General features: G+C 58.8%; 17 protein-coding genes and 1 pseudogene. 5 read left to right on the forward strand and 13 right to left on the reverse strand.

Features of this window, described 5'->3' with window-relative positions:
• Positions 1-18 precede the first annotated feature (18 nt).
• The 4 genes from PMI29_RS08730 to PMI29_RS08715 all read right to left on the reverse strand — a co-directional run bounded on the left by PMI29_RS08730 (position 19) and on the right by PMI29_RS08715 (position 4,870).
• Entirely contained in the window at positions 19-909 is an 891-nt protein-coding gene (locus tag PMI29_RS08730; protein WP_008000976.1) for a hypothetical protein, read from the reverse strand.
• 79 nt (positions 910-988) lie between these two features.
• A complete protein-coding gene (locus PMI29_RS08725; protein WP_008000978.1) occupies positions 989-3,247 on the reverse strand; it encodes an alpha-xenorhabdolysin family binary toxin subunit A in 2,259 nt (752 codons plus the stop codon).
• 165 nt (positions 3,248-3,412) lie between these two features.
• Positions 3,413-4,189 carry a tetratricopeptide repeat protein gene (locus PMI29_RS08720; protein ID WP_008000980.1) on the reverse strand — a complete coding sequence of 259 codons (777 nt, stop codon included), beginning with the start codon at positions 4,187-4,189 and terminating at the stop codon, positions 3,413-3,415.
• Positions 4,190-4,870: a Fe2+-dependent dioxygenase gene (locus tag PMI29_RS08715; protein WP_008000988.1), complete on the reverse strand. Its 681-nt coding sequence runs from the start codon at positions 4,868-4,870 to the stop codon at positions 4,190-4,192. It lies immediately after the preceding gene.
• Between the two features lie 207 nt (positions 4,871-5,077).
• On the opposite strand from PMI29_RS08715, the gene PMI29_RS08710 reads away from it, so the two are divergent.
• Positions 5,078-7,420, forward strand: a complete 2,343-nt coding sequence (locus PMI29_RS08710) for a TonB-dependent receptor (protein WP_008000990.1) — start codon at positions 5,078-5,080, stop codon at positions 7,418-7,420.
• 255 nt (positions 7,421-7,675) lie between these two features.
• Positions 7,676-10,204: a PepSY domain-containing protein gene (locus PMI29_RS08705; RefSeq protein WP_008000991.1), complete on the forward strand. Its 2,529-nt coding sequence runs from the start codon at positions 7,676-7,678 to the stop codon at positions 10,202-10,204.
• A gap of 138 nt (positions 10,205-10,342) precedes the next feature.
• Here PMI29_RS08705 and PMI29_RS08700 read toward each other — a convergent pair whose 3' ends face one another.
• The 4 genes from PMI29_RS08700 to ptsP all read right to left on the reverse strand — a co-directional run bounded on the left by PMI29_RS08700 (position 10,343) and on the right by ptsP (position 17,629).
• Complete coding sequence (locus PMI29_RS08700; RefSeq protein WP_008000993.1) at positions 10,343-11,884, reverse strand: alkaline phosphatase D family protein; 1,542 nt, start codon at positions 11,882-11,884, stop codon at positions 10,343-10,345.
• A gap of 191 nt (positions 11,885-12,075) precedes the next feature.
• Complete coding sequence (locus tag PMI29_RS08695; RefSeq protein ID WP_008000995.1) at positions 12,076-13,815, reverse strand: PTS fructose-like transporter subunit IIB; 1,740 nt, start codon at positions 13,813-13,815, stop codon at positions 12,076-12,078.
• An 11-nt stretch (positions 13,816-13,826) separates the two neighbouring features.
• Positions 13,827-14,768 carry a 1-phosphofructokinase gene (gene pfkB, locus PMI29_RS08690; RefSeq protein ID WP_008000997.1) on the reverse strand — a complete coding sequence of 314 codons (942 nt, stop codon included), beginning with the start codon at positions 14,766-14,768 and terminating at the stop codon, positions 13,827-13,829.
• The gene (gene ptsP, locus PMI29_RS08685; protein WP_008000999.1) at positions 14,768-17,629 is read right to left on the reverse strand and encodes a phosphoenolpyruvate--protein phosphotransferase; all 2,862 of its coding nucleotides are present in this window, start codon (positions 17,627-17,629) and stop codon (positions 14,768-14,770) included. Before ptsP ends, pfkB begins: the two co-directional genes overlap by 1 nt.
• 290 nt (positions 17,630-17,919) lie before the next feature.
• Between ptsP and cra the strand changes: the two genes are divergently transcribed.
• Both cra and PMI29_RS08675 read left to right on the forward strand, forming a co-directional pair.
• Positions 17,920-18,915 carry a catabolite repressor/activator gene (cra, locus tag PMI29_RS08680; RefSeq protein WP_033052572.1) on the forward strand — a complete coding sequence of 332 codons (996 nt, stop codon included), beginning with the start codon at positions 17,920-17,922 and terminating at the stop codon, positions 18,913-18,915.
• 3 nt (positions 18,916-18,918) lie between these two features.
• Entirely contained in the window at positions 18,919-19,695 is a 777-nt protein-coding gene (locus PMI29_RS08675; RefSeq protein WP_008001002.1) for a TatD family hydrolase, read from the forward strand.
• On the opposite strand, the gene PMI29_RS08670 is transcribed toward PMI29_RS08675, so the two are convergent.
• The 5 genes and pseudogenes from PMI29_RS08670 to ampD form a co-directional block, all read right to left on the reverse strand.
• Complete coding sequence (locus PMI29_RS08670; protein ID WP_008001005.1) at positions 19,696-20,085, reverse strand: hypothetical protein; 390 nt, start codon at positions 20,083-20,085, stop codon at positions 19,696-19,698.
• A 259-nt stretch (positions 20,086-20,344) separates the two neighbouring features.
• Complete coding sequence (locus PMI29_RS33150; RefSeq protein ID WP_443216460.1) at positions 20,345-21,058, reverse strand: methyl-accepting chemotaxis protein; 714 nt, start codon at positions 21,056-21,058, stop codon at positions 20,345-20,347.
• A 144-nt stretch (positions 21,059-21,202) separates the two neighbouring features.
• A pseudogene (locus PMI29_RS33155) lies at positions 21,203-22,342 on the reverse strand (HAMP domain-containing protein); the annotation flags it as partial.
• Positions 22,343-22,579: 237 nt separating this feature from the next.
• Positions 22,580-23,416, reverse strand: a complete 837-nt coding sequence (gene ampE / locus PMI29_RS08660) for a regulatory signaling modulator protein AmpE (protein WP_008001009.1) — start codon at positions 23,414-23,416, stop codon at positions 22,580-22,582.
• Positions 23,413-23,973 carry a 1,6-anhydro-N-acetylmuramyl-L-alanine amidase AmpD gene (ampD, locus tag PMI29_RS08655; RefSeq protein ID WP_008001012.1) on the reverse strand — a complete coding sequence of 187 codons (561 nt, stop codon included), beginning with the start codon at positions 23,971-23,973 and terminating at the stop codon, positions 23,413-23,415. Before ampD ends, ampE begins: the two co-directional genes overlap by 4 nt.
• Positions 23,974-24,225: 252 nt before the next feature.
• Between ampD and nadC the strand changes: the two genes are divergently transcribed.
• On the forward strand, positions 24,226-24,779 hold a 554-nt coding region (gene nadC, locus PMI29_RS08650), incomplete at its 3' end, for a carboxylating nicotinate-nucleotide diphosphorylase (RefSeq protein ID WP_008001014.1).

Below are 24,779 nucleotides of genomic sequence, written 5' to 3' on the forward strand. Positions count from 1 at the left end.
CCTATCATGGGCTTTTTTTTATTTCCGAGACCACTGCTGCAGCGTCCTTATCATCCCATGGACCTCCTGCAATCTGTCAGAGACCTCTGACAGTATTAACAGCAATTGCGACAGTTTCATCGTTTCTCTTATGCTGACCAACTCCTGCTGTGCCATCTCGATAAAACGAAGCATGGCAAAGAAAAAGTCATTGAGATTATTGATGGCTGAACTGGCGGCTGTATATATCAAAGATATCTCACGCAAGTGCTGCCTTGCTTGAGCAGCACGGGCATCCCGGGATTCGTAAGGGATAAATGCAAATGCTCCACGAAAACCCCCCCAGCCAAAGAGATAGCATCTTTCAAGATAAGAAAAATTATTGCAGCAACTCATCCTCCTATGTAAACAACGAACAAACCGAACAAAGATACTATGAATGCCTTCATGAAGCTTCTTTATGGAAAATTTGAGATCTGAAACCTTGATTCCAAATAAATATAGGCGCGTGGAAAATCCATCAGTCAACGCACATACCGCACCTGAGGGAAAATGGCACTTCCACCCTTGAGATACAGGCAAACAAAATTGTTTAAGATCAAGATATTTTATCTGTAGATACCGCTTTTCCGGGGAAATACTGGCAATTGCTTCGCACTCATCAGTAAACGTCGAAAAAATACTCAAAGTGTCCAAAAGCCCGGTATCCAAGACTGATATATCACCATCAAACTTCTGAATATAATCACGACTCGATGACAACAAAGCCCTCAGTTTATTAATATCAGACGTCGTCATGACATTTCCATCACCTACATAGAGTGAGATCAAGCGCACAAATTTTTCCAGCGCTTCTGGAAGATCGCCAAGAAAATCAAAGTAGTCTTTCAAATAATCGAAATGCCGCCGCTCAAGCAAAAACTCATACATAGATCATTCCCTTGATCCTAAGCCCGGCCAGTGCTTTCACATGAAAATCTGCTGGCCGTGCTATTCAGAGATATTACGATTAAGGCTTGGCAGCGTCTGTCAAAAATTCGATAAACTCGTTCGCCTCACCTATGAACTGAGCGCAGCGCTCACTGACATCCGTTACAGTCTCGCGCTGTGTAAAAGCAACAAAACGACTGAATGCCGTGCTTGCATTCTTATATTCAGCGCTATATATGATGCGTTGGTCCTCCACAGCATGAATGACCTGAATGAAATCAATCTTGCCAATTGCGATTTTGATTCTTTTATCCTCTTCCGCCATCTTGGCATAGATACTATCGACCTCCGCCTGTAGTTTTTTACTTTCATGAATCATGAGAATGAAAGTCACACCCGAAGCAATATCTCCGATTGATTTTTTTATCTGCTCAATGGCAAACATTACAATCTGGACTTCTGGTGGCGTCATACCAAGCTTTTGCAACTTGTCGATGGTCAGATTGACGTCTTTCCCGAGATCCTCGACAGCTGTCTTTTCTATCAAGCTGATCGCATCTGCAATCACCTTCAAAGCCTTTTGACGCTCAACCAGCTTAACATTCAGCCGTTCCTTTGAACCTTCGGCGTCTTTCTGTTCCAATTCAAGCCCGGAAATATATCCAAGCGTTGCATCGCGATCCAAATGACCACTGATATTCGTCAGACGATTCCTGATAAACGCGGCTGATTTAAGAGTATTGGCAGGACCCTTCTTGAGCGCGCCTTCCAGATCAGCCTTGATCTCTTCGATATCTTGCGGGTCTGTCCCGGCATCTTCCAGTTCCCGCTGAAGCTCGAGCAGCTGGCAGACCTTGGCTTCCAGCTCCACTTGGCTATCGAGGCTGCCGTAACGCAAAGTTGTGGAACAAGCGTCAACATCCTGGACCAACCGCTGAAACTGATCGAACAAGCCAGGTAGATATTTAAGTTTGACGAACAACGCTTCAGCTGCAATACACTTATCCCGCATTGCCTGCTCGGATTTCTGCAGCAGCTGTTTATTCAATGGGGGGTAAACGGAGCTACTTAACATCATCGGCATCATCCTTAATCTTCCAATTGAACTCTTGTCATACTCCTCGTCTGCCTCCTTGAACAACTGAACAAGCGCATCGGCATCGCTTCGGATTTTCTTCCAGGGAGAAACAACTTTCTCGAAATTACGCTGGAATTGACGTAAAGATATCGCATCATTGATTTCCTGAACGCTCGTAGCAGACTCCTGGATATATCGATAGACGGTATTCCAGACAAACACGAGATTTTTCGTGGCAACTTCCGCTTGAATGGCGACAAAATCGAGTTGCAGAAGATCCTGTTCGACACGTTTCAAAGAACCCAGCGTCTGATTCTTGTTCTTGAGTATTTCTATATCCCTATCTTGTGCTTGTGTCAGCTCGTTGCGCTCGGCTCTGATATTTTCCGCTTCAACACCATAATAAATCGCCATGCCCAGACCAAACAGATTCAGGCCGGCAGCGGCACCCAGGGATTTTTCGACAAGAGCCCGATACTGCTTATTCTTTTCCGCAATTTGCTCTGCACGTCGAGAAATCACCTCATCAAGCACCTTGATTTCATCGGAATACGGATTTCTCTTGATCAATTCAACTTTAAACTTGATACCGGGTAAAATCGTCTGGCGCAAATCCTTGTCAAACGCATCCAGATCCAACTTGATACCGTTAACAATTGCCAGATTGGAGTTAACTTTACTGAATATACTACCAAGATAAGCTTTCAGGTCGGGAATGGTATCCGACTCAAGTTCCAGTCCTGGGAATTTCTCTCCCAACTCCAGCTCGATTTTTTTTAGATCTGCAAGTGTTTTGACGTCATACTTGTCAAGCAAGTTACTGGCTTTGACCTCCTTATAGATCTCTTCTATACCTTTGCCGTAAATTTCCATGGTGGCACCAAATAGCTTCAGCTCTGTCCCGGTGAGCATGATTCGCTCACGCAACGGCGACCAGCGCTTGGCATGCTCACGGGTCTGGACGAACGTCTGCAGAAAATCATCGGCTCTCAATCCCGCGCCACCATCCTGCCCCGTACCAAAATTCAAGTAATGGACAACATCATCAAGTCGGTGGGGAAGCGCCAATCCTGCTGCTTCATATTTCCTCAGATCGATGATCTGTTTTTTGGTTAATATCAAACCCTGATCGCGTGTTCCCCCATCCAACTCTCCCATTGAAGCTTCATTCAAAACTCTCGGAGCATTAGCAGCAAGCTCTGCAATCCGTTCGTAACTGGCCCCTTCTAAACTGGCCTCCCACAACTGATGATTATTCATAATTATTCCATTAATTATAAAATAAAAACTATTGATCCATCTAAAACTCGACAGTAACGCCACGAATCGACGCGTCATTGAAAAGCTAAAGCAATAGTTTATTCACTGTCAAACAACACTGACAGTTAATTTATAAGAAAAGAATTCGACACCCCAATTATGGGGTTAGGCAATAACCGCTGATTCAGTATTACTCAACTCAGCCGCTCGCTGAAAGAATGCGTCGGCCAACTTTCGTACTTCAGGATGTGCGGCACTGCTCAAGGTTCGATGCGCCACTTGCAGAAAGTTGAGATTACCGCCGGCCAGAGCCTTGTGCAGCCATGTGACCGCCTCATCGATTTTCCCTTGATCGACCAAAACGGCAGCAAAACTGAATTGCCCACGAAAATCCCCACCTTCGGCAGAGCGTCGATACCAATCAAAGGCGGCAGCGTAATCCGCCGGGCAATGTTGGCCTTCCTCGAGGTATCGCCCCACCAGGTTCATGGATTTGGCGTGGCCGAGCTCAGCGGCGCGTTGATAGAGCCTCAGCGCGTGCGGCGGGTCCTGAGCGACGCCACGACCGGTCGCCAGTAGATTGGCGTAGTTGTACATCGCCCAATCCAGACCGGCTTCAGCGGCCTGAAGGTAGTGTTCGGCGGCAGCGGCGGCATTAGCCTTGCACCCCCAACCGTGTTCATGACAACGGCCGAGCATGTTGCGCGCCATCAGGTGTCCCTGGCGCGCAGCGATACCGAACCAGCGCAACGCCAGCGGCTGGTCCTGCGCGATTCCCTGGCCGTCGAGCAGAATCTGCCCAAGCAAGGCCTGGGCCTCGACTTCACCTTCACGTGCGGCGATCAGGATGGCCTGGGCTGCGCGGGCCGGACTTTCGTCAAGCATGGAGCGCAGGCGCTCACCGTCGAGCATTTCTTCGCGGCGTAAACGAAAATCCGCCACTTACACCTCGACCCAGCGACGCAACAGGTTGTGATAGGTGCCGGTCAGGCGGATCAGCGATGGATGATCAGGCACATCGCGGGTCAGTTGCTGGATTGCCCCGTCCATCTCGAACAACAGGGCGCGCTGGCTGTCCTCGCGCACCAGGCTTTGAGTCCAGAAAAACGAGGCGAGTCGCGTTCCGCGCGTCACCGCGTTGACCTTGTGCAGGCTGGTGCCAGGGTACAACACCATGTCGCCGGCGGGCAGTTTCACTCGCTGGGTGCCGAAGGTGTCCTGGATTTCCAGCTCGCCGCCGTCGTAATCCTCGGGCTCGCTGAAGAACAGCGTGGCGGACAAATCCGTGCGCACCCGCTCGATGCTGCCTTTGGGCTGTCGCACCGCATTGTCGATATGAAAATCGAAACTGCCACCGGCGGTGTAACAGTTCACCAACGGAGGAAAGACTTTGTGCGGTAGCGCAGCCGACATGAACAGCGGATTTTTCCACAGCCGCTCCAGCATCGCCGTGCCGATCTCCTTGGCCAGCGGGTGGCCCTCCGGCAACTGCAAATTGTGCTTGGCCTTCGCCGACTGGTAGCCGGCGGTGATCTTGCCGTCGGCCCAATCAGTGTGTTCCAGAGCCTCGCGAATGTGCTGCACCTCGTCTTTTTCGAACAGGCCGGGAATGTGCAGCAACATGACAAAGACACCTGAAAGCAAAGGGGCGCCAATGGTATTGATTCTTATTGCCTGTGTAAAACACATCTGACGGATGAGTCAGCAAAAACCGTAAGGTTAAATTGTAAAGATTGTAAATTAAGTGCGAATAGTAATGTTTCGCAATTGTTACAAATACCTGTTTACCCTATATTCCGCGGCCTCAAATCCTTGGGGAGGGGAATTCAAATGTCGCGTCAACAACCACAAGTACCGGTCAGTTCACCACGTCTGCTCGCATCCGCCATTGGCATGGCAATTACTGCCGGCTCTGCGGGCCACATGGTTTTCGCGGCGGAAAAAACCGACGAAAAAGCACCGGACAAAGTGATTTCGCTGGGCGCCACCGCCATCACCGGCGAAGCCCAGGACGAGACAACCTACAACGTAGAAAAAGCCTCCTCGCCCAAGTACACCGCGCCGCTGATCGACACGCCGCGCTCGGTGACCGTTGTTCCGCAACAGGTCTTGAAGGACACCGGTTCGCTCAACCTGCAGGACGCGCTGCGCACCGTTCCAGGCATCACCTTCGGTGCCGGTGAAGGCGGTAACCCGCAAGGCGACCGTCCGTTCATCCGCGGCTTCGACGCCCAGGGCGACACCTACCTGGACGGCGTGCGCGATACCGGTTCACAGAGCCGCGAGATCTTCGCCGTTGAATCGATTGAAGTCAGCAAAGGCCCGAACTCCGCGATCGGCGGCCGTGGCGCAGCCGGCGGCAGCATCAACCTGGTCAGCAAGAAAGCGCACCTGGGCGATTCGCTCGACGGTGGTTTCACCTGGGGCTCCGACCAGACCCAGCGCTACACCTTCGATGGCAACTACCAGTTCACCGACACCGCCGCTGGCCGTCTGAACCTGCTGAGCCACGAAAGCAACGTCGCCGGGCGTGACAGCGTCGATAACGACCGTTGGGGTATCGCCCCCTCCCTGGCTTTCGGCCTGGGTACGGACACTCGTGTCAATCTCGACTACTACCACCTCGAAAACAACGACACACCGGATTCGGGCATTCCTTACTCCATCCCGACCGCCGGTTCGACTGCCCGTACCAAGGCCAACCCGGACAAGCCGAATGACGGCGGCAACAGCAGCAATTTCTATGGTCTGACCGACCGCGACTTCCGCAAGGGGCGCACCGACACCGCGACCTTCGCCATCGAGCACGACCTGAGCGACGCGCTGACCATCAAGAACACCCTGCGTCACGGCACCAGCATGCAGGATTACATCCTGACCCAACCGGACGACAGCAAAGGCAACGTCAACAACGGCAGCGTCTGGCGCCGCGCGAATACCCGCGTGAGCAACACCGAGACGACCACCAACCAGACCGACCTGTTTGGTGATGTCTACATCGCCGGGTTCAAGAACAGCTTCTCCACGGGTGTCGAGTACACCCACGAGGAAAGTGAAAAATCCTCGTACAACGTCAACACGGACACCACCCCGGGAACAGCAGCGGTGACCACCAACTGCTCGCCGGCACTGATCGGCGCGCCAAGCGGTTACAACTGCACCTCGCTGTCCAATCCGACCCCGAATGATCCATGGAGCGGTGCCATCTCGCGCAACTACGCCGGCACCGACACCAAGGCCGACACCTACGCGCTGTACGTGTTCGACACCCTGACGTTGTCCGAGCAGTGGCTGGTGAACATGGGCCTGCGCTACGACCATTTCGATACCAAGTACCGCACCTTTGACGGTTCCGGCGCCACTGTCGTGACCAAAGGCAACGCAGTCAAAGGCAAGGACACCAGCGAATTCGTTACCGGTCAGTTCGGCGTGGTGTACAAACCAGCCGAAAACGGCAGCATCTATGCGTCCTACGCGACGTCTGCCACGCCACCGGGCAACTCCCTGGGCGAAGGTTCGGAAGGCAATCCGTTGGCTGGCACGCCGGATCGCAACGGCAACCTGCTCAATAGCGACCTGGAGCCGGAAACCACCAAGAACTACGAAATCGGTACCAAATGGGACCTGTTGAACGATCGTCTGTCCCTGACCGCCGATATCTTCCGCACCGAGAAAGACAACGCTCGTGTGCAATCCAACACCATCACGTTTGAAAACGTCGGCAAAACCCGCGTTCAGGGTATCGAACTGTCGGCCAGCGGCAAGCTCACCGACAAATGGCAAGTGTTCGCCGGTTACGCCTACATGGACAGCGAACAAGTCGACGGCGGTGACCTGCCGGCAAACAAAGCCAACAACGGCAACGAACTGCCTAACACGCCGAAAAACAGCGCCAGCCTGTGGACGACCTATCAGGTCACGCCGAAGCTGACCATCGGTGGCGGAGCGTTCTATGTCGATGACGTGTTCGGCAGTGCCGCCAACACCACCATGGTTGATTCCTACGTTCGTTACGACGCGATGGCGGCCTACAAGCTGAGCAAAAACGTCGACCTGCAACTGAACGTGCAGAACCTGACCGACGAAACCTACTACGACAAGGCATTCTCGACTCACTTCGCCAACCAGGCGGCCGGTCGTACCGCCTTGCTGAGCACCAACTTCCACTTCTGATTGCCACTCACACTGCAATCCCTGTGGGAGCGAGCTTGCTCGCGATGACGTCGCCACATTCAACATTTATGTTGGCCGACACACCGCTATCGCGAGCAAGCTCGCTCCCACAGGAGAGGGTGAAAGCTGAAATCAGACCCGGCCCCGTTCATTCACATGAACGGGGCCTTTGTGCGTAAAAAAGAATGCTTCTCGACAACGCCACGGCATAATGCGCGGCGTGATGAATCAATTTGAACGAACAAGGCGAGCGACGTGTTGAAGAAAACCCTGTTCCAGTTGCACTGGTTTTTCGGCATCAGCGCCGGGCTGGTTCTGGCCCTGATGGGCATCACCGGGGCGACGGTATCGTTTCAGGATGAAATCCTGAGCGCACTCAACCCTTCTGTGTTGCAGGTCGAGAAACAGCTCGCCGGTGTGCTGCCGCCCGCCGAACTGGTGGAACGAATCGAAGCCGTGTCGGGCAAAAAAGTCTCGATGCTCACGGTGGAAACCGACAGTGGCAACGCCGCCAAAGTGTGGTTCACCCCGCCACCGGGTGAACGCCGTGGCGAGATGCGCTACTTCGATCCGTACACTGCCGAATTCCTCGGCGACGCCACCGGCCAGGACTTTTTCGGCCTGATGCTGCAACTGCACCGCTTCCTCGCCATGGGCGACACGGGTCGGCAGATCACCGGCGCGTGCACATTGATTCTGGTGTTTTTCTGTCTGTCCGGCCTGTACCTGCGCTGGCCTCGCCAGTGGAGAAGCTGGCGTGCCTGGCTGACCCTGGACTGGAAGAAAAAGGGCCGCAGCTTCAACTGGGACCTGCACTCGGTGGCCGGAACCTGGTGCCTGGTGTTTTACCTCCTGGCGGCGCTGACCGGGTTGTCCTGGTCCTACGAGTGGTACAACAAGGGCCTGACCCGATTGCTCTCCGACTCACCGCAGAACGAACGCGTTCGTGGCGGACGTGGCCCTGCGCCGCAGGGTCCGGCACCGACGGCCGATTACGCGGCGATGTGGAGCAGCATCTACAGCGCGGCCGGTGCACAACTCAGTTCCTATAACGTGCGCATGCCGCCAGTGGCCGGCCAACCGGCGACCGTTTACTTCCTGCTGAAAACTTCGCCCCACGACCGCGCCCTCAACCAGATCACCCTCGACCCGGCTACCGGCGTGGTCAAACGGGTTGACCGCTACAGCGACAAGAGCCTCAAGGCGCAACTGCTGACCAGCATTTATGCGCTGCACGTCGGCAGTTACTTCGGCATCGTCGGGCGCATCATCCTGACCCTCACCGCGCTGACCATGCCGCTATTCTTCGTCACCGGCTGGATGCTGTACCTGGATCGCCGACGCAAGAAACGTCAGATCAAAGATGCGCGCAAAGGTCTCGTGCAACCCGCCAGCGATGCGCCGGCGTGGTTGATCGGCTTCGCCAGTCAAAGTGGTTTTGCCGAGCAGTTGGCGTGGCAAACCGCCGGGCAATTACAGGCCGCAGGGTTGCCGGTAAAAGTGCAGCCGTTGGCGGACCTCAGCGAGCAGGATTTGCATGAATCGAACAATGCCTTGTTCGTCGTCAGCACCTTCGGTGACGGCGAAGCGCCGGACAGCGCCAGGGGTTTCGAACGCAAGGTGCTGGGCCGCACGCCAAGCCTGGAGCGCCTGAACTACGCGGTCCTAGGTCTTGGTGACCGGCAGTATCAACACTTCTGCGGATTCGCCAAACGCCTGCACACCTGGCTCGGTGAGCACGGCGGCAAGACCTTGTTCGCTCCAGTGGAAGTCGACAGCGGCGATCCTTACGCGTTGCGCCACTGGCAACAGCAACTGGGCCTGCTGACCGGCCACGCGCCCGTCGATACCTGGCAAGCGCCCAGCTACGACAACTGGACTCTGGCCCGTCGTGAACTGCTCAACCCGGACAGCAGCGGATCCCCTGTGTACTTGCTGGGCCTCAGCGCGCCAACCACCAGCAGTTGGCTGGCCGGCGACCTGGTGGAAGTGTTGCCGCGCAATTGCCCATGGGCCATCGAGCACTTCCTCGATGGTCTGGGCATCCACGGCGAAACCAAGGTGCAACTCAACGGTCTGGAGGAAACCCTCGAACAGGCCCTGGCCAGCCGCCAGTTGCCGGAGAACCGCGCCCATCTGGTCGGCCTGCACGCCCAAGCGCTGGCAGAGGCCCTCGTGCCGTTGGCCATGCGCGAATATTCCATTGCATCGATCCCGGCCGATGGTGTGCTGGAATTGATCGTGCGCCAGGAAGTGCATGCCGATGGCAACCTTGGCGTCGGTTCCGGCTGGTTGACCGAACACGCGCCTGTGGGCAGTTCGATCAGCCTGCGCGTGCGGCGCAACAGTGGTTTCCATCTGCCGGCCCGACCGGTTCCGATGATCCTGCTGGGCAATGGTACAGGGCTGGCCGGGTTGCGCAGCCTGCTCAAGGCACGGATTGCCGACGGTCAGCAACGTCACTGGCTGCTGTTTGGCGAGCGCAATCGCGAGCACGATTACCTGTGCCGAAAGGAGCTGGAGGAATGGTTGATCAATGGTGATCTGGCGCGACTGGACCTGGCGTTTTCACGGGATCAGGAACAAAAGATTTATGTTCAGGATCGCCTGCGTGAATCGGCGGCCGAGCTCAAGAAGTGGCTGGCGGACGGTGCGGTGATCTACATCTGCGGCAGTCTTCAAGGCATGGCTTCGGGCGTGGACCAGGTGCTCAACGAAGTGCTGGGCGCCGCCGAAGTGGAACACCTGATCGAACAGGGCCGCTACCGCCGCGACGTGTACTGATTCACTAGGTTCCTTGTAGGAGTGACGGTGCGGCGATCCGACTTGCTCGCGATAGCGGAGTGTCAGGTGACATCACGGTTGAAAGTGATGACGCCATCGCGAGCAAGCTCGCTCCCACAGGGGCTTTGAGTCCAGCGATCAAACCGGCTGCAACTTCTGTTCGAATACAGACACCCCGTCCAGATCGCGCAACACCACGCTCAACTCCCCCGTTTGCCCATCGATATTCACCTCGCCAAAAAACTGAAACCCGGCAAACGGCGAGACGTTCTGCGCCGGTGGCGCCTTTTCGAACACCACTTCGGGGCCGAAGGTCTTGTCCAGTGGATTGGGCCCGAAACTCCCGGCATTCAATGGCCCGGCGACGAACTCCCAGAACGGTTCGAAATCCTGAAACGCCGCCCGATCCGGGTGGTAATGATGGGCCGCGCAGTAATGCACATCCGCGGTCAGGAACAGGAAATTGCGCACCTGCTGCGCCCGCAGAAAACCGAGCAGTTCGGCGATTTCCAGTTCGCGCCCCTGGGCCGGACCAGGGTCACCGTTGGCCACCGCTTCCCAGCGCGCGACACCGGGGCTGACCTCGCCGTCGGGCACGCCGAGGCCAATGGGCATGTCGGCGGCGATCACTTTCCACTGTGCGTTCGAGGCCTGCATTTCCCGCTTGAGCCAGTCCAGTTGCTCACGCCCGAGGAACGGTTTTTCAGCGCCCAGATTGTCATCGTTGGCTGCGCGATAACTGCGCATGTCCAGCACGAAAACATCGAGCAGCGGCCCGTAACCCAGCTTGCGATAGATCCGCCCGCCGCCATCACCGCTCTGCAAGCGCATCGGCGCGTATTCGAGCCAGGCCTGGCGTGCGCGGCCCACCAGGCTGTGGATATCTTTGTCCTGGTAACGCGCATCCAGCTGCTTGCCCGGCGACCAGTTGTTCACCACTTCGTGGTCGTCCCACTGCCAGATCTGCGGGACCTCGGCGTTGAAGCGACGGATGTTTTCGTCCATCAGGTTGTAGCGGTAATTACCGCGATACTCATCGAGGGTCTCGGCGACTTTGCTCTTGGCCTCGGTGGTGATGTTGCGCCACACCCGGCCACCTTCGGTGGTGAGCTGCGCCGGGATCGGGCCGTCGGCGTAAATGGTGTCGCCACTGTGGATAAAAAAGTCCGGCAAACGCAGGCGCATTGCTTCGTAAATGCGCATGCCACCAATGTCCGGGTTGATGCCGAAGCCCTGGCCGACGGTGTCGCCGCTCCAGACAAAACGGATGTCACGGCGAGTTTGCGGCACGCTGCGCAAGTGACCGAACCAGGGCTCGCTGGCGACGCCGCTCTGGGCGTCTTCAAACTGCACGCGATAGAAAATCGCCTGGTCGGCAGGCAGCCCGGTGAGTTCGACCCGGGCAGTGAAATCGGTACGCGTATCGACCATGGGTGAGACGAATCGCCGGGGGTTGGGAAACAGGCTGCGGGTGTCCCACTCCACCACCATCCGCGCGGGGCGATCGCAGCGGCTCCAGATGATCGCCCGGTCGCCCAGCAGGTCGCCGGACTGCACACCGTCGGTGAGTTGCGGCCGATCCTTGACCGAAGCGATCACCGCCGGCGCCAGCCCCGGCAGCAGCAATCCGGCGCCGACCGCTTGCATGACACGACGGCGCCCGAGGTTAAAATCGCTCATGGAGTTCTCCCTGAAATGGAAAACTAAAGCATGGCCCTATGACCCTGGCATGACACAAATCTTCCCAACACCACAGATCCCTTGTGGGAGCGAGCTTGCTCGCGATGACGGATTCGCACTCAATACATTTGTTGGCTGAACGACCGCTATCGCGAGCAAGCTCGCTCCCACAGAGGGCAAGGGGGCAGGTGTCAGGCGGTTACAGGTTCCACCGCCAATTCCACCACCTCCGGCCGTTTCACCAGCGCATACACCACTGCCGTCAACAGACTCCCCGCGACAATCGCCAGCAGATACAACAGCGCATGGTTGATCGCATTCGGGATCGCCAGCACGAATAACCCGCCGTGGGGTGCCATCAACTTGCAGCCGAAGTACATCGACAACGCACCGGTCAGCGCACCGCCGGCGATGCTCGCCGGAATCACCCGCAACGGATCTTTCGCCGCAAACGGAATGGCCCCTTCGGAGATGAAACACAGCCCCAGCACCAGCGCTGCTTTACCGGCTTCGCGTTCGGTCTGGGCGAACTTGCGTCGGGCAATGAACGTGGCGATGCCCAGGCCAATCGGCGGCACCATGCCGGCGGCCATGGTCGCCGCCATCGGCGCGTAACTCTGCGATGCCAACAACCCGACAGAGAACGCATAGGCCGCTTTGTTGATCGGTCCGCCGAGGTCGACGCACATCATTCCACCCAGCAACACACCCAGTAGAATCGCGTTGGTGGTGCCCATGCTGTCGAGGAAATGCGTGAGGCCGGCGAGCATGCCAGCCACCGGTTTGCCCACTACGTAAATCATTACCAGACCGGTGAACAGACTCGCCAGCAACGGGATGATCAGGATCGGTTTAAGCGCCTCCAGGCTCTGTGGTAAACGCGCATATTTATTGATCGCCCGGGCCGTATAACCGGCGAGGAAACCGGCAATGATCCCGCCGATGAAACCGGCGCCCAAGGTGCTCGCCAGCAACCCGCCGATCATCCCCGGCGCGAGGCCAGGACGGTCGGCGATGGAGTAGGCGATGTAGCCCGCCAGCAGCGGCACCATCAGCTTGAATGCGCTGTCGCCGCCAATCTGCATCAACGCCGCCGCCAGCGTGCCCTCTTCCTTGAATGCGGTGATGCCGAACACGAACGACAAGGCGATCATCAAGCCACCGGCGACCACCATCGGCAACATGAACGACACACCGGTCAGCAAGTGTTTATAGACGCCCGTCTTCTCCTGTTTGGCCGTTGTTTTGGCAGCGCTCGATGCGCTTTCCTGCTGGCCTTCGGCCAAGGCTTTGTTCAAGGTCGCTTCGGCTTGCTTGAGGGCAATGCCGGTGCCACAACGATAGATTTTCTTGCCGGCGAAACGCTCGGTGGCGACTTCGATATCGGCCGCCAGCAGCACCACATCGGCCTCGGCGATCGCTTGCGCGCTCAATGGATTGCGTGCGCCGACCGAGCCCTGGGTTTCCACCTGCAGATCGTAGCCCAGGCGCTTGGCCGCTTGCTGCAAGGCTTCGGCAGCCATGAACGTGTGTGCTACGCCTGTTGGGCACGCAGTGACTGCCACAAGTCGAGGCGTGTTTTGGGCAACCGCCACAGGTTCGACGACGGCTTCGGTAGCGACGTAGACCTGAGCGTCCTGCGCTCCTCGCCGCAGCACGGCTTCCACGTCCTGCAGGGCCTGGGCCGGAGTGCTCTGGAACACCCGCTTGCCGACAAACCGTGACATGTCCACCGGCGCGCTGGTCACCAGCAGTACCCACTCGGCCGCTTCGAGGGTGGTCGCCGACAGTTGTTTTTCGGGATGCGCGGCATCGGTGACTTCGACACTGGTGCTCCAGCCCTGACGCTGGGCCGCGGCATCGAGCAGCCGGGCACACAGCACACTGGTGACCATGCCGTTCGGGCAGGCCGTAATGATGGCTAACTTCATGACAAACCCTCTTATTGTTCTGTCAGGGGACGCACGCGCACACCCTGTTCGAGCAGCGCCAGTTGCGCCGCATCGCCAATGCCGAATCCGATCTGGGTCACTGCCATCGCGGCAATCGCCGTGGCGGTGCGCAAGGTCTGCTCCGGCGTATCGGCGCTGAGCAAACCGTGGAGCATCCCCGCCAGCAACGAATCACCCGCGCCCACCGTGCTGGCGACGCTGACTTTGGGTGGCGTTGCATGCAGCGCCGAGCCGACGCTGAACCAGTTCACGCCATCGGCACCGTGGGAGATCACCACATGCTCGATACCTTGGGCGTGCAATCGCTCCGCCGCTGCGGCCTGGGCACTGACCGACACGACCTCGCAGTCCAGCACCTCGGCCAGCTCTTCAGTGTTGGGTTTGATCAGCCACGGCCCCGCTTTGAGCGCTGCACGTAACGCATCGCCGCTGGTGTCGAGGACGACGTTCAGACCCAGTTGTTTCAAGCGCAAAATCAACGCCTGCAACCACTGCGCGCTGACGCCCAACGGCAAGCTCCCGGCGACCACCACCGCATCGTGCCCCGGGGCAATCTGCTCCAGTCGATCCAGCAAGGCCTGCTGCGCCGCTTCGCTGACCTGCGGCCCAGGCCCGTTGATGTCGGTGATGCGGCCGTCGCTTTCCGCCAGTTTGATGTTGCTGCGGGTTTCCCCGGGAACGCGGATGAAAGCGTCGACAAAACCGCGTTTGGCGAACAGAGTTTCGAACGCTTGCAGGTTGTCTTCGCCAAGAAATCCACTGACGGTCAACTGATGCCCGAGGTCCGCCAGCACTTGTGCCACGTTCACGCCTTTGCCGGCGGCGTGGGTGTGCATCACATCGCTGCGGTTGACCTGGCCGGTTTCAAGGCGCGGCAACTGGACGGTCAGGTCCAGCGCCGGATTGAGGGTCAGAGTGAGAATCCGGGCCATTACAGAGCCTCCACTAGTGCGCGCACTTCATTGGCGCTGCCCACGGCCAGGGCCTGTCGGGCAAGGGTTTGAGTCTGAGTGAAGCCCAGTTCGCGAATCCGCGCCTTGACCTCGGCAATGCTGCGCGCCCCGACGCTGAGTTCATCCACCCCGAGGCCGACCAGCACCGGCACCGCCAGCGGGTCGGCCGCCAGTTCACCGCACACACCGACCCATTTGCCATGAGCATGGGCCGCGCGCACGGTGATGTCGATCAGTTGCAGCACCGCCGGATGCAAGCCATCGGCCTGGGCCGACAGCGTCGGATGGCCACGGTCGATGGCCAGGGTGTATTGCGTCAGGTCGTTGGTACCGACGCTGAAAAAGTCGACCTCTTTGGCCAGCACCGGCGCCAGCAATGCCGCCGACGGCACTTCGATCATGATCCCCAGTTGCAGGTCGGCAACCGGGATCTCCTGGCGCAGGCGCTCGGTCATGTCACGGGCCTGGCGCCACTCGTCAACGCTACCCACCATCGGGAACATGATCCGCAGGGGCCGGTTGTCGGCGGCCCGCAGCAAGGCGCGCAATTGCGCTTCCATGATCTGCGGGCGCTGCAAGGTCAGGCGAATACCACGCACCCCGAGGAAGGGGTTTTCTTCCTTCGCAATCGGCCAGTACGGCAGCGGTTTGTCGCCACCGACATCGAGGGTGCGCACCACCAGCGGCCGCCCGGCCAGACCATCGAGGACGCGGCGGTACTCGACTTCCTGGGTCGCCTCGTCGGGCGCTTGCGGGTGGGCCATGAAAATCAGTTCGGTGCGCAACAGGCCAATGCCTTCGGCACCCTGCTCCACCGCCCCAGCCACACCGACGCTTTCACCGATGTTGGCGAACACTTCGACGGCGTGGCCATCGGTGGTCAGTGCCGGCTGATGTCGCAGTTCAGCAGCCGCCTTCAAGCGTTGCTCGCGGGTATCGCGTTCGGCCGTGGCGCGTTGCAAGGTCGCCGCGTCAGCGTCCACATGCAGACGACCACGCTGGCCATCAAGCAGCAACGGCGTACCCGGCGCCAGCAGCAAAACACCGGCACCGGCGCCGACCAGTGCCGGGATGCCCAGGGCCCGGGCGACAATCGCACTGTGCGCCGTAGCGCCACCACGGGCGGTGAGAATCCCCGCCACGCGAGCCGGATCGAGACGCGCGACGTCAGACGGGCCGACCTCGTCCATCACCAGAATGTACGGTTGGTCCGGTTCGCTCGGGGTTTCGATGCCACTGAGCTGCATTAACACCCGACGGCCGATGTCGCGCAAGTCGGCTGCGCGTTCGGCGAGCAAGGCATCCTGCAACGCTTCCTGCTGCCGGGCCGCCGCTTCAATCACGGCCATCCACGCTGCCTCGGCGCTTTCGCCCTGCTTGAGGCGCGTGTCGACCTCATCGGTCAGTTCCGGGTCGTCGAGCATCTCCTGGTGGGTGATGAAGATTTCGCGAATGGCTTTGCTTTTGCTGCGCTCGATCAAGCCATGGATGTCACGGCGTACCTGCGCCAGGGCATGCTTGAGACGTTCACGCTCGATGGCGGCGGACTCGCCGCGCAACGGGTAATCGATGGCTTGCAGCACTTGAATATGGGCCGGCCCGATGGCGATCCCGGGAGCTGCGGCAATCGCCTGAACCACGCTGCCCGATACCGGGGCGACGACCACTTCGGCCATATCGGCAACGACTTCACGTGCCTGGCTTGCCGGCGGCAGCGGTTCGACCTCTTCACCGAGGCCTTCTTCGATGGCGGCCAGCAAGGCCGGCAACGCATCAGCCGCAATGTCCGGTTCGGCGATGATTTCCAGTACCTGTCCCCGACGGGCGCCGAGGCTGAGCAACTTGCTCAAGCTCTTTACCGACACGGCGCTGTCATGGCCATCGACAATGCGCACACGAATTTCGCCTTCAAAACTTTTTGCCAGTTGCGCGAGGATTTTCGCCGGGCGCGCATGCAAACCGTGGGCGTTGGCCAATGCAATTCGCGCGCTGGGCCAGTCGGCGGGCACTTCACCACCGAGCACTTCGAGGACTTTGCGGCTGCTGGTGGCACGCCCCAATTCATGGCCACGCCCTTCGATCAATAACGCGCACAGACGTTCGAGCAGGGCTTGATGGGCCTCACCGAGGCTGGCCAGGCAAAAAAGGCCATTGAGTGGCTGGCCGAGGTAACGCAGCGGTTTGTCCGGGGTGACGAAGGCCAGGCCCGGACGCTTCACCGTCTGCTCGCTGTGCAGCCACCACAGGCCATCGCCCAGGGGCAGCGCTTCAACCTGTTGCAGCACGGCGGAGAAACCGTTGCTCACGCAGTCGGCCTGCCGCAACAGACGTGCGCCGCGCCAGACCAGCTCTTCGAAATCTTCGGCCGCCACACCGAGGCCTATCATCTGCGCATCCAGCGCCAGTTCCTGCGGCGCGCCTTGCAGCAACTTCAGCAAGGCTTCGGCGGACCCGGCGCGACGCAGGGCCTGGCCCAGGTCAGTCTCGCCGAGGGCGCGGGTGAGCAATTGCAACAGGCGCAGGTGTTCATCGGATTTGGCGGCGATACCGATCGCCAGGTAAACGATATGACCGTCGCCCCAGTCCACGCCGTCAGGGAACTGCATCAGGCGCACACCGGTAGTGAACACCTGGTCGCGGGTTTCGGGCGTACCGTGGGGGATGGCAATACCTTGACCGAGAAAGGTCGAGCCCTGGGCTTCCCGCGCCTGCAACCCGGCGAGATAACCCTCGGCAACCAGGCCGTCGACGACAAGGTGCCGGGCCAGCAATTGCAGCGCTGCGGACTTGTCCACAGCCGACTGGCCCATGGAAATCTGCTCTACAGTGAGCTCGAGCATGCTTTCTCCTTTTTGGCGCCTAGGGGCACCAGGTATTGTTTTGAATGAATCAGCTCAGGCGCTTGGTCATAGCATTTGGCGGTTTCACGGCAGAACCGGCCAAAGGCGCCTTTAACGTAGAAAATACGCTTGCTGAAACGTTTAATCTAGAATCAATGGCACGTTACTCGATAATGTCCCATCCTTGAAGCCCAACTTGTCGGATGCGTTACGACAATGGTCGCCTGCCTGAATCGGTTAGGATTGACGAAAATGTCGAGGCAACCTCGAAAAAACAAGGAAACAGCGGGTTGAAACTCAGTGATATCGCCCAGTTGGCCGGTGTGTCCGTCACCACCGCCAGCTATGTCATCAATGGCAAGGCCGAACAGCAGCGCATCAGCAGCGCCACCGTCGAACGCGTGCGTGCGGTCGTCGAACAACATGGCTTCACGCCTAACCCACAGGCCGCCGGTTTGCGCAGCCGACACACGCGCACGTTGGGGTTCATTCTGCCGGATCTGGAAAACCCCAGTTACGCGCGAATCGCCAAATTGCTGGAGCAAGGCGCGCGGGCCCGGGGTTATCAGTTGTTGATCGCCAGTTCCGACGATGCACCGGACAGCGAACGGCAATTGCTGCAACTGTTCCGCGCCCGGCGCTGCGACGCACTGATCGTTGCCAGTTGCCTGCCAGCCGGCGACGAAAGTTATCGCCAATTGCAGGCCAAGGGCATTCCGATCATCGCCATCGACCGGGTCATGGAACCCGAGCATTTCTGTTCGGTGATCAGCGACGACCGCGAGGCCAGCCTGCAACTGACCCGCAGCCTGCTGGAGCCGTTGCCCAGGCAGATCGCGTTGATCGGCGCCCGCCCGGAGCTGAGCATCAGCCGGGAACGTGCCGCTGGTTTCAAAGAGGCCCTCACCGGGTTCAACGGCGAAGTACTGATCGAAGAAGGCGAATCCTTCAGCCGCGAATGCGGCAAACAACTGATGGAAGAGTTGCTGCTGCGTCTGGGCCATTTGCCTGATGCCCTGGTGACCACCTCCTACGTGCTGCTTCAGGGCGTGTTCGATGCGCTGCACGACTTCCCGCTGAAAAACCGCCCGTTGCGCCTCGGCACATTCGGTGACACCCAGTTGCTGGACTTCCTGCCGCTACCGGTCAACGCCATGGCCCAGCAACACCAGTTGATCGCCGACAAGGCCCTCGCACTGGCCCTGGCGGCCATCGAGCAGTCGGATTACCGGCCCGGCGTGCAAGCCATCGCGCGGACGTTCAAGCAACGTATTCTCCAGGATTGAACCGTGGAGCTGATCGACACCCACACCCATCTGGATTTTCCAGACTTCGACAACGACCGCCAGACGCTGCTGGCCGACAGCCGCGCCCTCGGGGTGCGGCGGATCGTGGTGCTGGGGGTTTGTCAGGCCAATTGGCAACGGGTCTGGGAGCTGGTGCAGAGTGATCCCGACCTGCACGCCGCCTTCGGTTTGCATCCGGTGTACCTGGACGATCATCGCCCGCAACACCTGAGCGAACTCGGTGACTGGCTGACTCGTCTGGCCGGTCATCGGCAATTGTGTGCGGTGGGCGAGATCGGCCTGGATTACTTCATCGAGACTCTGGACCGCGACCGCCAGCAGGCATTGTTCGAAGCGCAATTAAAACTGGCGGCGGATTTCGATCTTCCGGCATTGATCCATGTGCGACGTAGCCATGCGGCGGTGATTGCCACGCTCAAACGGTTTCGCCTGAAGCGGGCCGGCATCATCCACGCCTTCGCCGGTAGCAAGGAAGAGGCACGGGAATACATCAAGCTCGGTTTCAAGCTCGGCCTTGGTGGCGCCCCGACTTGGCCGCAGGCGCTGCGCATGCACCGCGTGCTCGGCGAACTGCCGCTGGATTCGGTGGTGCTGGAAACCGACTCGCCGGACATGGCCCCGGCCATGTTTCCAGGCCAGCGCAACAGCCCGGCACACTTGCCGGCGATTTGCGGGGCACTGGCGCAACGGATGGCGATCAGCCCGGAACAACTGGCGGCGGCCAGCACCGCCAACAGCTGCGCAGTGTTCGGCTGGTAATCAGTCGGCGTGAGCCTTGGCGGCTTCCAGGATCAGCGTCAGGTGCTGGCGTCGGCGGAAATAACGGACCACCGCGAAGTACACGAATATGGCGATCAGCGAAACATTCAGCTGTTCGATGACGCTGAGCATTCCCAGCCACTCCATCACCAACGCCACCAGCAACGCGGTGCAGACCATCAACCGCAGGCTGGCGCGCAACAGCGAAAAAGAATCGAGCGACTTGAAGCGTTTGAACTGTTCCGGACAACATAACTGAACGTGTTTCTGGCAGTGGGCACAGGCAAACGCTTCATTTATCGCAATGGCATTGAGTTGCCAGGGTTGAAGCAGCAATGTGCGCTGACAATGTGCACAGCGTCCCTGGACTCCTGTTGTTACAACAGACATAACCAAACCTCCTCCATGGGGTAAGCCACGTAAATCTTCCTTGATTGAAATCCAAAAGCCAGCACACGGAGAGAATCAGGAGAACTCCCGCCCGGAAAGGGAAAAAGTATTACGAAACTTTCCGACAGTACACCAAAACTGTGGGAGCGGGCTTGCTCCGGGCGGCGATCCGACGAAAGCGATCGTTCAGTCACATGAATGTTGGATGTGCCGCCGTCTTCGCGGGCAAGCCCGCTCCCACTGGGTCCCGAGGAGTCTTTCAGACCCGGAATGCACTGATCAACCGTTTCAACTCCACGACCTGGGCCGACAACGCCCGACTGGCATCTTCGGTCTGATGTGCACCTTCAGCGGTACGCTCGCCGGCGCGATTGATCTCGACGATGTTCTGGTCGATGTCGTGGGCCACGGCGGTTTGTTGCTCCACCGCGGCGGCAATCTGCTGGTTCTGGTCGACGATCATGCCGACCGCTCCCAGAATGTTTTCCAGCGCCCGCTGGACCTTTTCCGACTGCCCCACCGTGCCGTTGGCCATTTCATGGCTGGTGCCCATGGCCTTGACCGCCGCGCCGACACCGCCATGGAGTTTGGCGATCATCTGCTCGATTTCTTCGGTCGACTGCTGGGTACGCTTGGCCAGGGTCCGGACTTCATCGGCTACCACCGCGAAACCACGCCCCTGTTCACCGGCCCGTGCAGCTTCGATAGCGGCATTGAGTGCCAGCAGGTTGGTCTGCTCGGCGATACTCTTGATCACTTCCAGAACGCGGCTGATGGACTGGCTGTCGCTGGCCAGTTGATTGATCACCAGCACCGATTGATCGATCTCGCTGGCCAGCGCGGCAATGCTGCCTTGCTGAGACTCCACCAGACTGCGACCACTGATGGTCTCATCGTTGACACTGTGGGCACTGCTCACCGCTGCGGCGGCACTGCGCGCGACTTCCAGGGAAGTGGCCGACATCTGGTTCATGGCCGTGGCCACTTGTTCGATCTGCGTGCGCTGCCCGGCGACGGCCTGGTTGCTTTGCGCGGAAACGTTTTCCACTTGCCCGGCCTGACGCTCGACTTCGCTGACGGTCTGCCCCACCCGCTCGATCAGGTCATGGATTTTTTTCACGGTGCCGTTGAACACCTCACCCAGCTCCCCCAGTTCATCGCGGCTGTGAGCGCTGAAGGTCACGGTCATGTCGCCGGCCGCCACCTTGTCCATCACCGCTCCCAGACGCTTGAGCGTGGTGCGGGTCGAGGCATAGAAAGCGCCGTAGAGATAAAAGATCAACACAAATACGACTGACAACGCCACGGCCTGCAAGAACATGTGCGTGCGATTCTGCTCAAGCCGCTGCTGCAATTGCGGGCCGAGATACTTCAGGACCGCCTCATTGAGTTGGTAAGTCTGGTCCATCAGAGTGCTGACCTGATCGTAAAAGCCCTGCCACGGCGCATCGAGGGTATCGGCCATGACCACTTGTTCTTCGAACAGCTCGCTGGCTTTCTTCAAGGATGCCCGGCTGCTATCGGCCTGAGCGGCCAAGGTGTCGCGGGCGGCCTTGCTGGAACCCAGGGCATCCTGCAACTTCAGGCCATATTCGGCCTGGAGCTTTTCAATCTGCGCCAGCAACTCATCGAAACGGGTACTCGAAGCCGAGTTGATGAAACCCTGCCCCAACGAAAAAGAGCCCATTGCCCGGCCTTCGCCCAGGATCTGGGTGACCCGTGGCGTGACAAGGGTGACGAGCTCGCTCAACTGGCGCATGTCGCTCTGGTTGTCGCGACTGAGGCCGGCCTGGCTGGTGATGAGCTGGCTGAAAATCTGCGCGCTACCCACCAGCTTGCCAATCAGTGCACTCTTGCTTTGCAGGGAGTTTTCCGTTTGCTGGGCCTTGAACGCGGCGATCATTTCATCGCGTTTGCCATCGAAAACCGCGACCTGCTCCGGGTCGCTGGTCATCGCCGTCAGCCCTTGCAGGCGAGTCAGAATGTTTTGCTCAAGCGCGCTGATTTTCGATTCGACATTGCCGGCCTTGCCGGACTGGCCGAGGCTGACATTGATCTGCACCAGGTTGTTCAGGGTTTCCAGATCGCGTCGTAACGCCAGGCTGCTGCCCAACAGATCAAGGCTCTGCAGTTCGACACGCGTGCCGTGGAATTCGCGATAGGAGTCGCGTACCAGATAGAAGTTGGTCACCAGCATCGGCACCAGGAACAATACGCTGATCAGACTGAACTTCATGCCGAAGCTCAGGCGGTTCATCAGCGCGACAGCGGGATAGAGCAAGCTCTTCACTGGATGTCTCCCTTCGATTTCTTATTTTTTTTATTGGCAGGCGCAGACCGAGAGCAGATAGCCACTATTCGGCGCTATCTCTGTATAACTTAAATCGGCAGGAGGTTTTGTAACTTAAGGTTAACGACAGGTTTCATCCGCGCAGGCGGATGAACCATTGTGGCGAGGGGGCTTGCCGGATCGCCACAATGGCTCAATGCAGGCCTAATGCAGGACCGTCCACAACGCAAACCCGGCATACCAGAGCACCGCGGCACGCAGCAGCAGTTCCCAGATGCGGTCCAGGTTGTTGATACCTTCCGCGCCGGCCACCGGCGCCGGAATTTCACCGGCCACCAACCCGACTTTCTCGATCAGTTGCGCGGCGCTGATGTTCCAGTTCAGCAGTTCATGCAACATGACCCGGCTGACCGCGACAAAATTGCCGACCAACGCCAGGCTCGCCGCCAGCAGGCGTACCGGCACCCAGTCGAAGGCGTGACGCAGTTGCCCGGCGCGCTCGACCACCGCAGGGCTTTTCCCGTGTTCTTCGGCCAGCGCCAGCAGCCTGTAACTCAGCGCCGCGACCGGACCCAGCAGGAAGTACCAGAAAATCACCGCGAAAAAACTCTGGTAGGCCTCCCACAGCAAATGACCTTCGACCTGCTCCAGCAGCTGCTCGCCACTGTCTGCACAAATATCCAGATCGCGCTTGGCGACAAGGGCCGCGGCTTGCAGGTCCTCACGACGCCAGGCATCGCGGAACGGCCCGAGATCACCCAGCAGATCACCGCGCCCCAGGCTGTAAATCACTACCAGCAAATGGATCGGCAACGCCAGCAACCCGTAGGCCACCGGCTCGATGACCAGCAGCAGCAAACCCAGCAACGCTACCGGCAACAAGACAAGTACCAACAACACCAGCCATGGCCGACCCGAAAGTCGCGGGCTGGTCTCAAGCTTGTTCAGCTCGTGTATCCAGCCGCCGTCTCGCTGAACCCGATGACGCAAGGCCGAGAACTTCTCGATCCACACCGCCAACAGCAACACCAGAAAACTCATCGTCCTTCCTCTTGTGCCAGGGCGGCACGATAGCGTGCCCAGTCGAACGCCGGCCCTGGATCGGTTTTGCGCCCCGGTGCAATGTCGCTGTGCCCGCAGATGCGCTCTGTGGTAATCGCCGTGAACGCCTGCTGCAACTGGCGGGTCAGGGCTGTCAACGCGCTGTACTGCGCATCGGTGAACGGCAGATCATCCGTGCCTTCGAGCTCGATGCCCACGGAGAAATCGTTACAGGTTTCCCGCCCCTCGAAGCTCGAAACACCCGCATGCCATGCACGCTCAAGGCATGAAACAAACTGGGTGACGGTACCGTCACGTTCGATCAGAAAGTGCGCGGACACCCGCAAATCCGCGATTCCTTCAAAATAGGGATGTTCGGTGACATCCAGACGATTCTGAAAAAATTCCTGCACCTTGCCGGTGGCGAACTGCGCCGGCGGCAGGCTGATATTGTGGATCACCAGCAGGGAAATCTCATCTGTGGGGCGCGCATTGAAGTTGGGTGAGGGGCAGACACACACACCCTGAATCCAACCGCTCGCGGAGTCCAACTGCATACCGAATCCTTCAACGTCGACTGTGTTGGCACAGTATGCCGCGATAATCCCCCGAGGCGCGATCACTTGCCGCGTTTGAGACGCTGGAGGTTGCCGATCTCAAACAGGCGTTTGTTCGGAATCGACGGCCAACGCCGACAATGTAAAGGATTCGACCAAATACAGGCCCCAGCGCAAACGTAACGCTCTGATGCCTTGGGTTGGTCCGTGCCATGGCCCTATAATCTAGCCACTTTGTTTGTGGAGTCCGTTATGCCGAATCTACGTCTCGCCGATCTGACCGCCGAAATCGAAGCCAACGTGCGCCGTGCGTTGCGCGAAGACATCGGCAGCGGCGACATCACCGCGCAATTGATCCCGGCCGAACGCCTGGCCAAAGCCACCATCATTACTCGCGACGCCGCCGTCATCAGCGGCACCGCCTGGGTGGATACCGTGTTTCGGCAACTGGACCCACGGGTGGCGGTGCACTGGCAGGTTGCCGACGGCGAACGGGTGACGCCCAATCAGGTGCTGTTCCACCTCGAAGGTCCTGCGCGCTCACTGCTGACCGGCGAACGCAGCGCCCTGAACTTCCTGCAATTGCTCTCCGGCGTGGCGACCCGCGCTCAATACCTGGCGGACTTCGTGGCCGAGACTCAGGTCAAGCTGCTCGACACCCGCAAAACCTTACCGGGGCTGCGCCTGGCGCAGAAGTACGCCGTGACCTGCGGCGGTTGCCACAACCATCGCATCGGCCTGTATGACGCCTTCCTGATCAAGGAAAACCACATCGCCGCCAGTGGCGGCATCGCGCAGGCCATCGC

Origin of the sequence: Pseudomonas sp. GM49 (genome assembly GCF_000282355.1) — a bacterium.
Taxonomy (GTDB): Bacteria; Pseudomonadota; Gammaproteobacteria; order Pseudomonadales; family Pseudomonadaceae; genus Aquipseudomonas.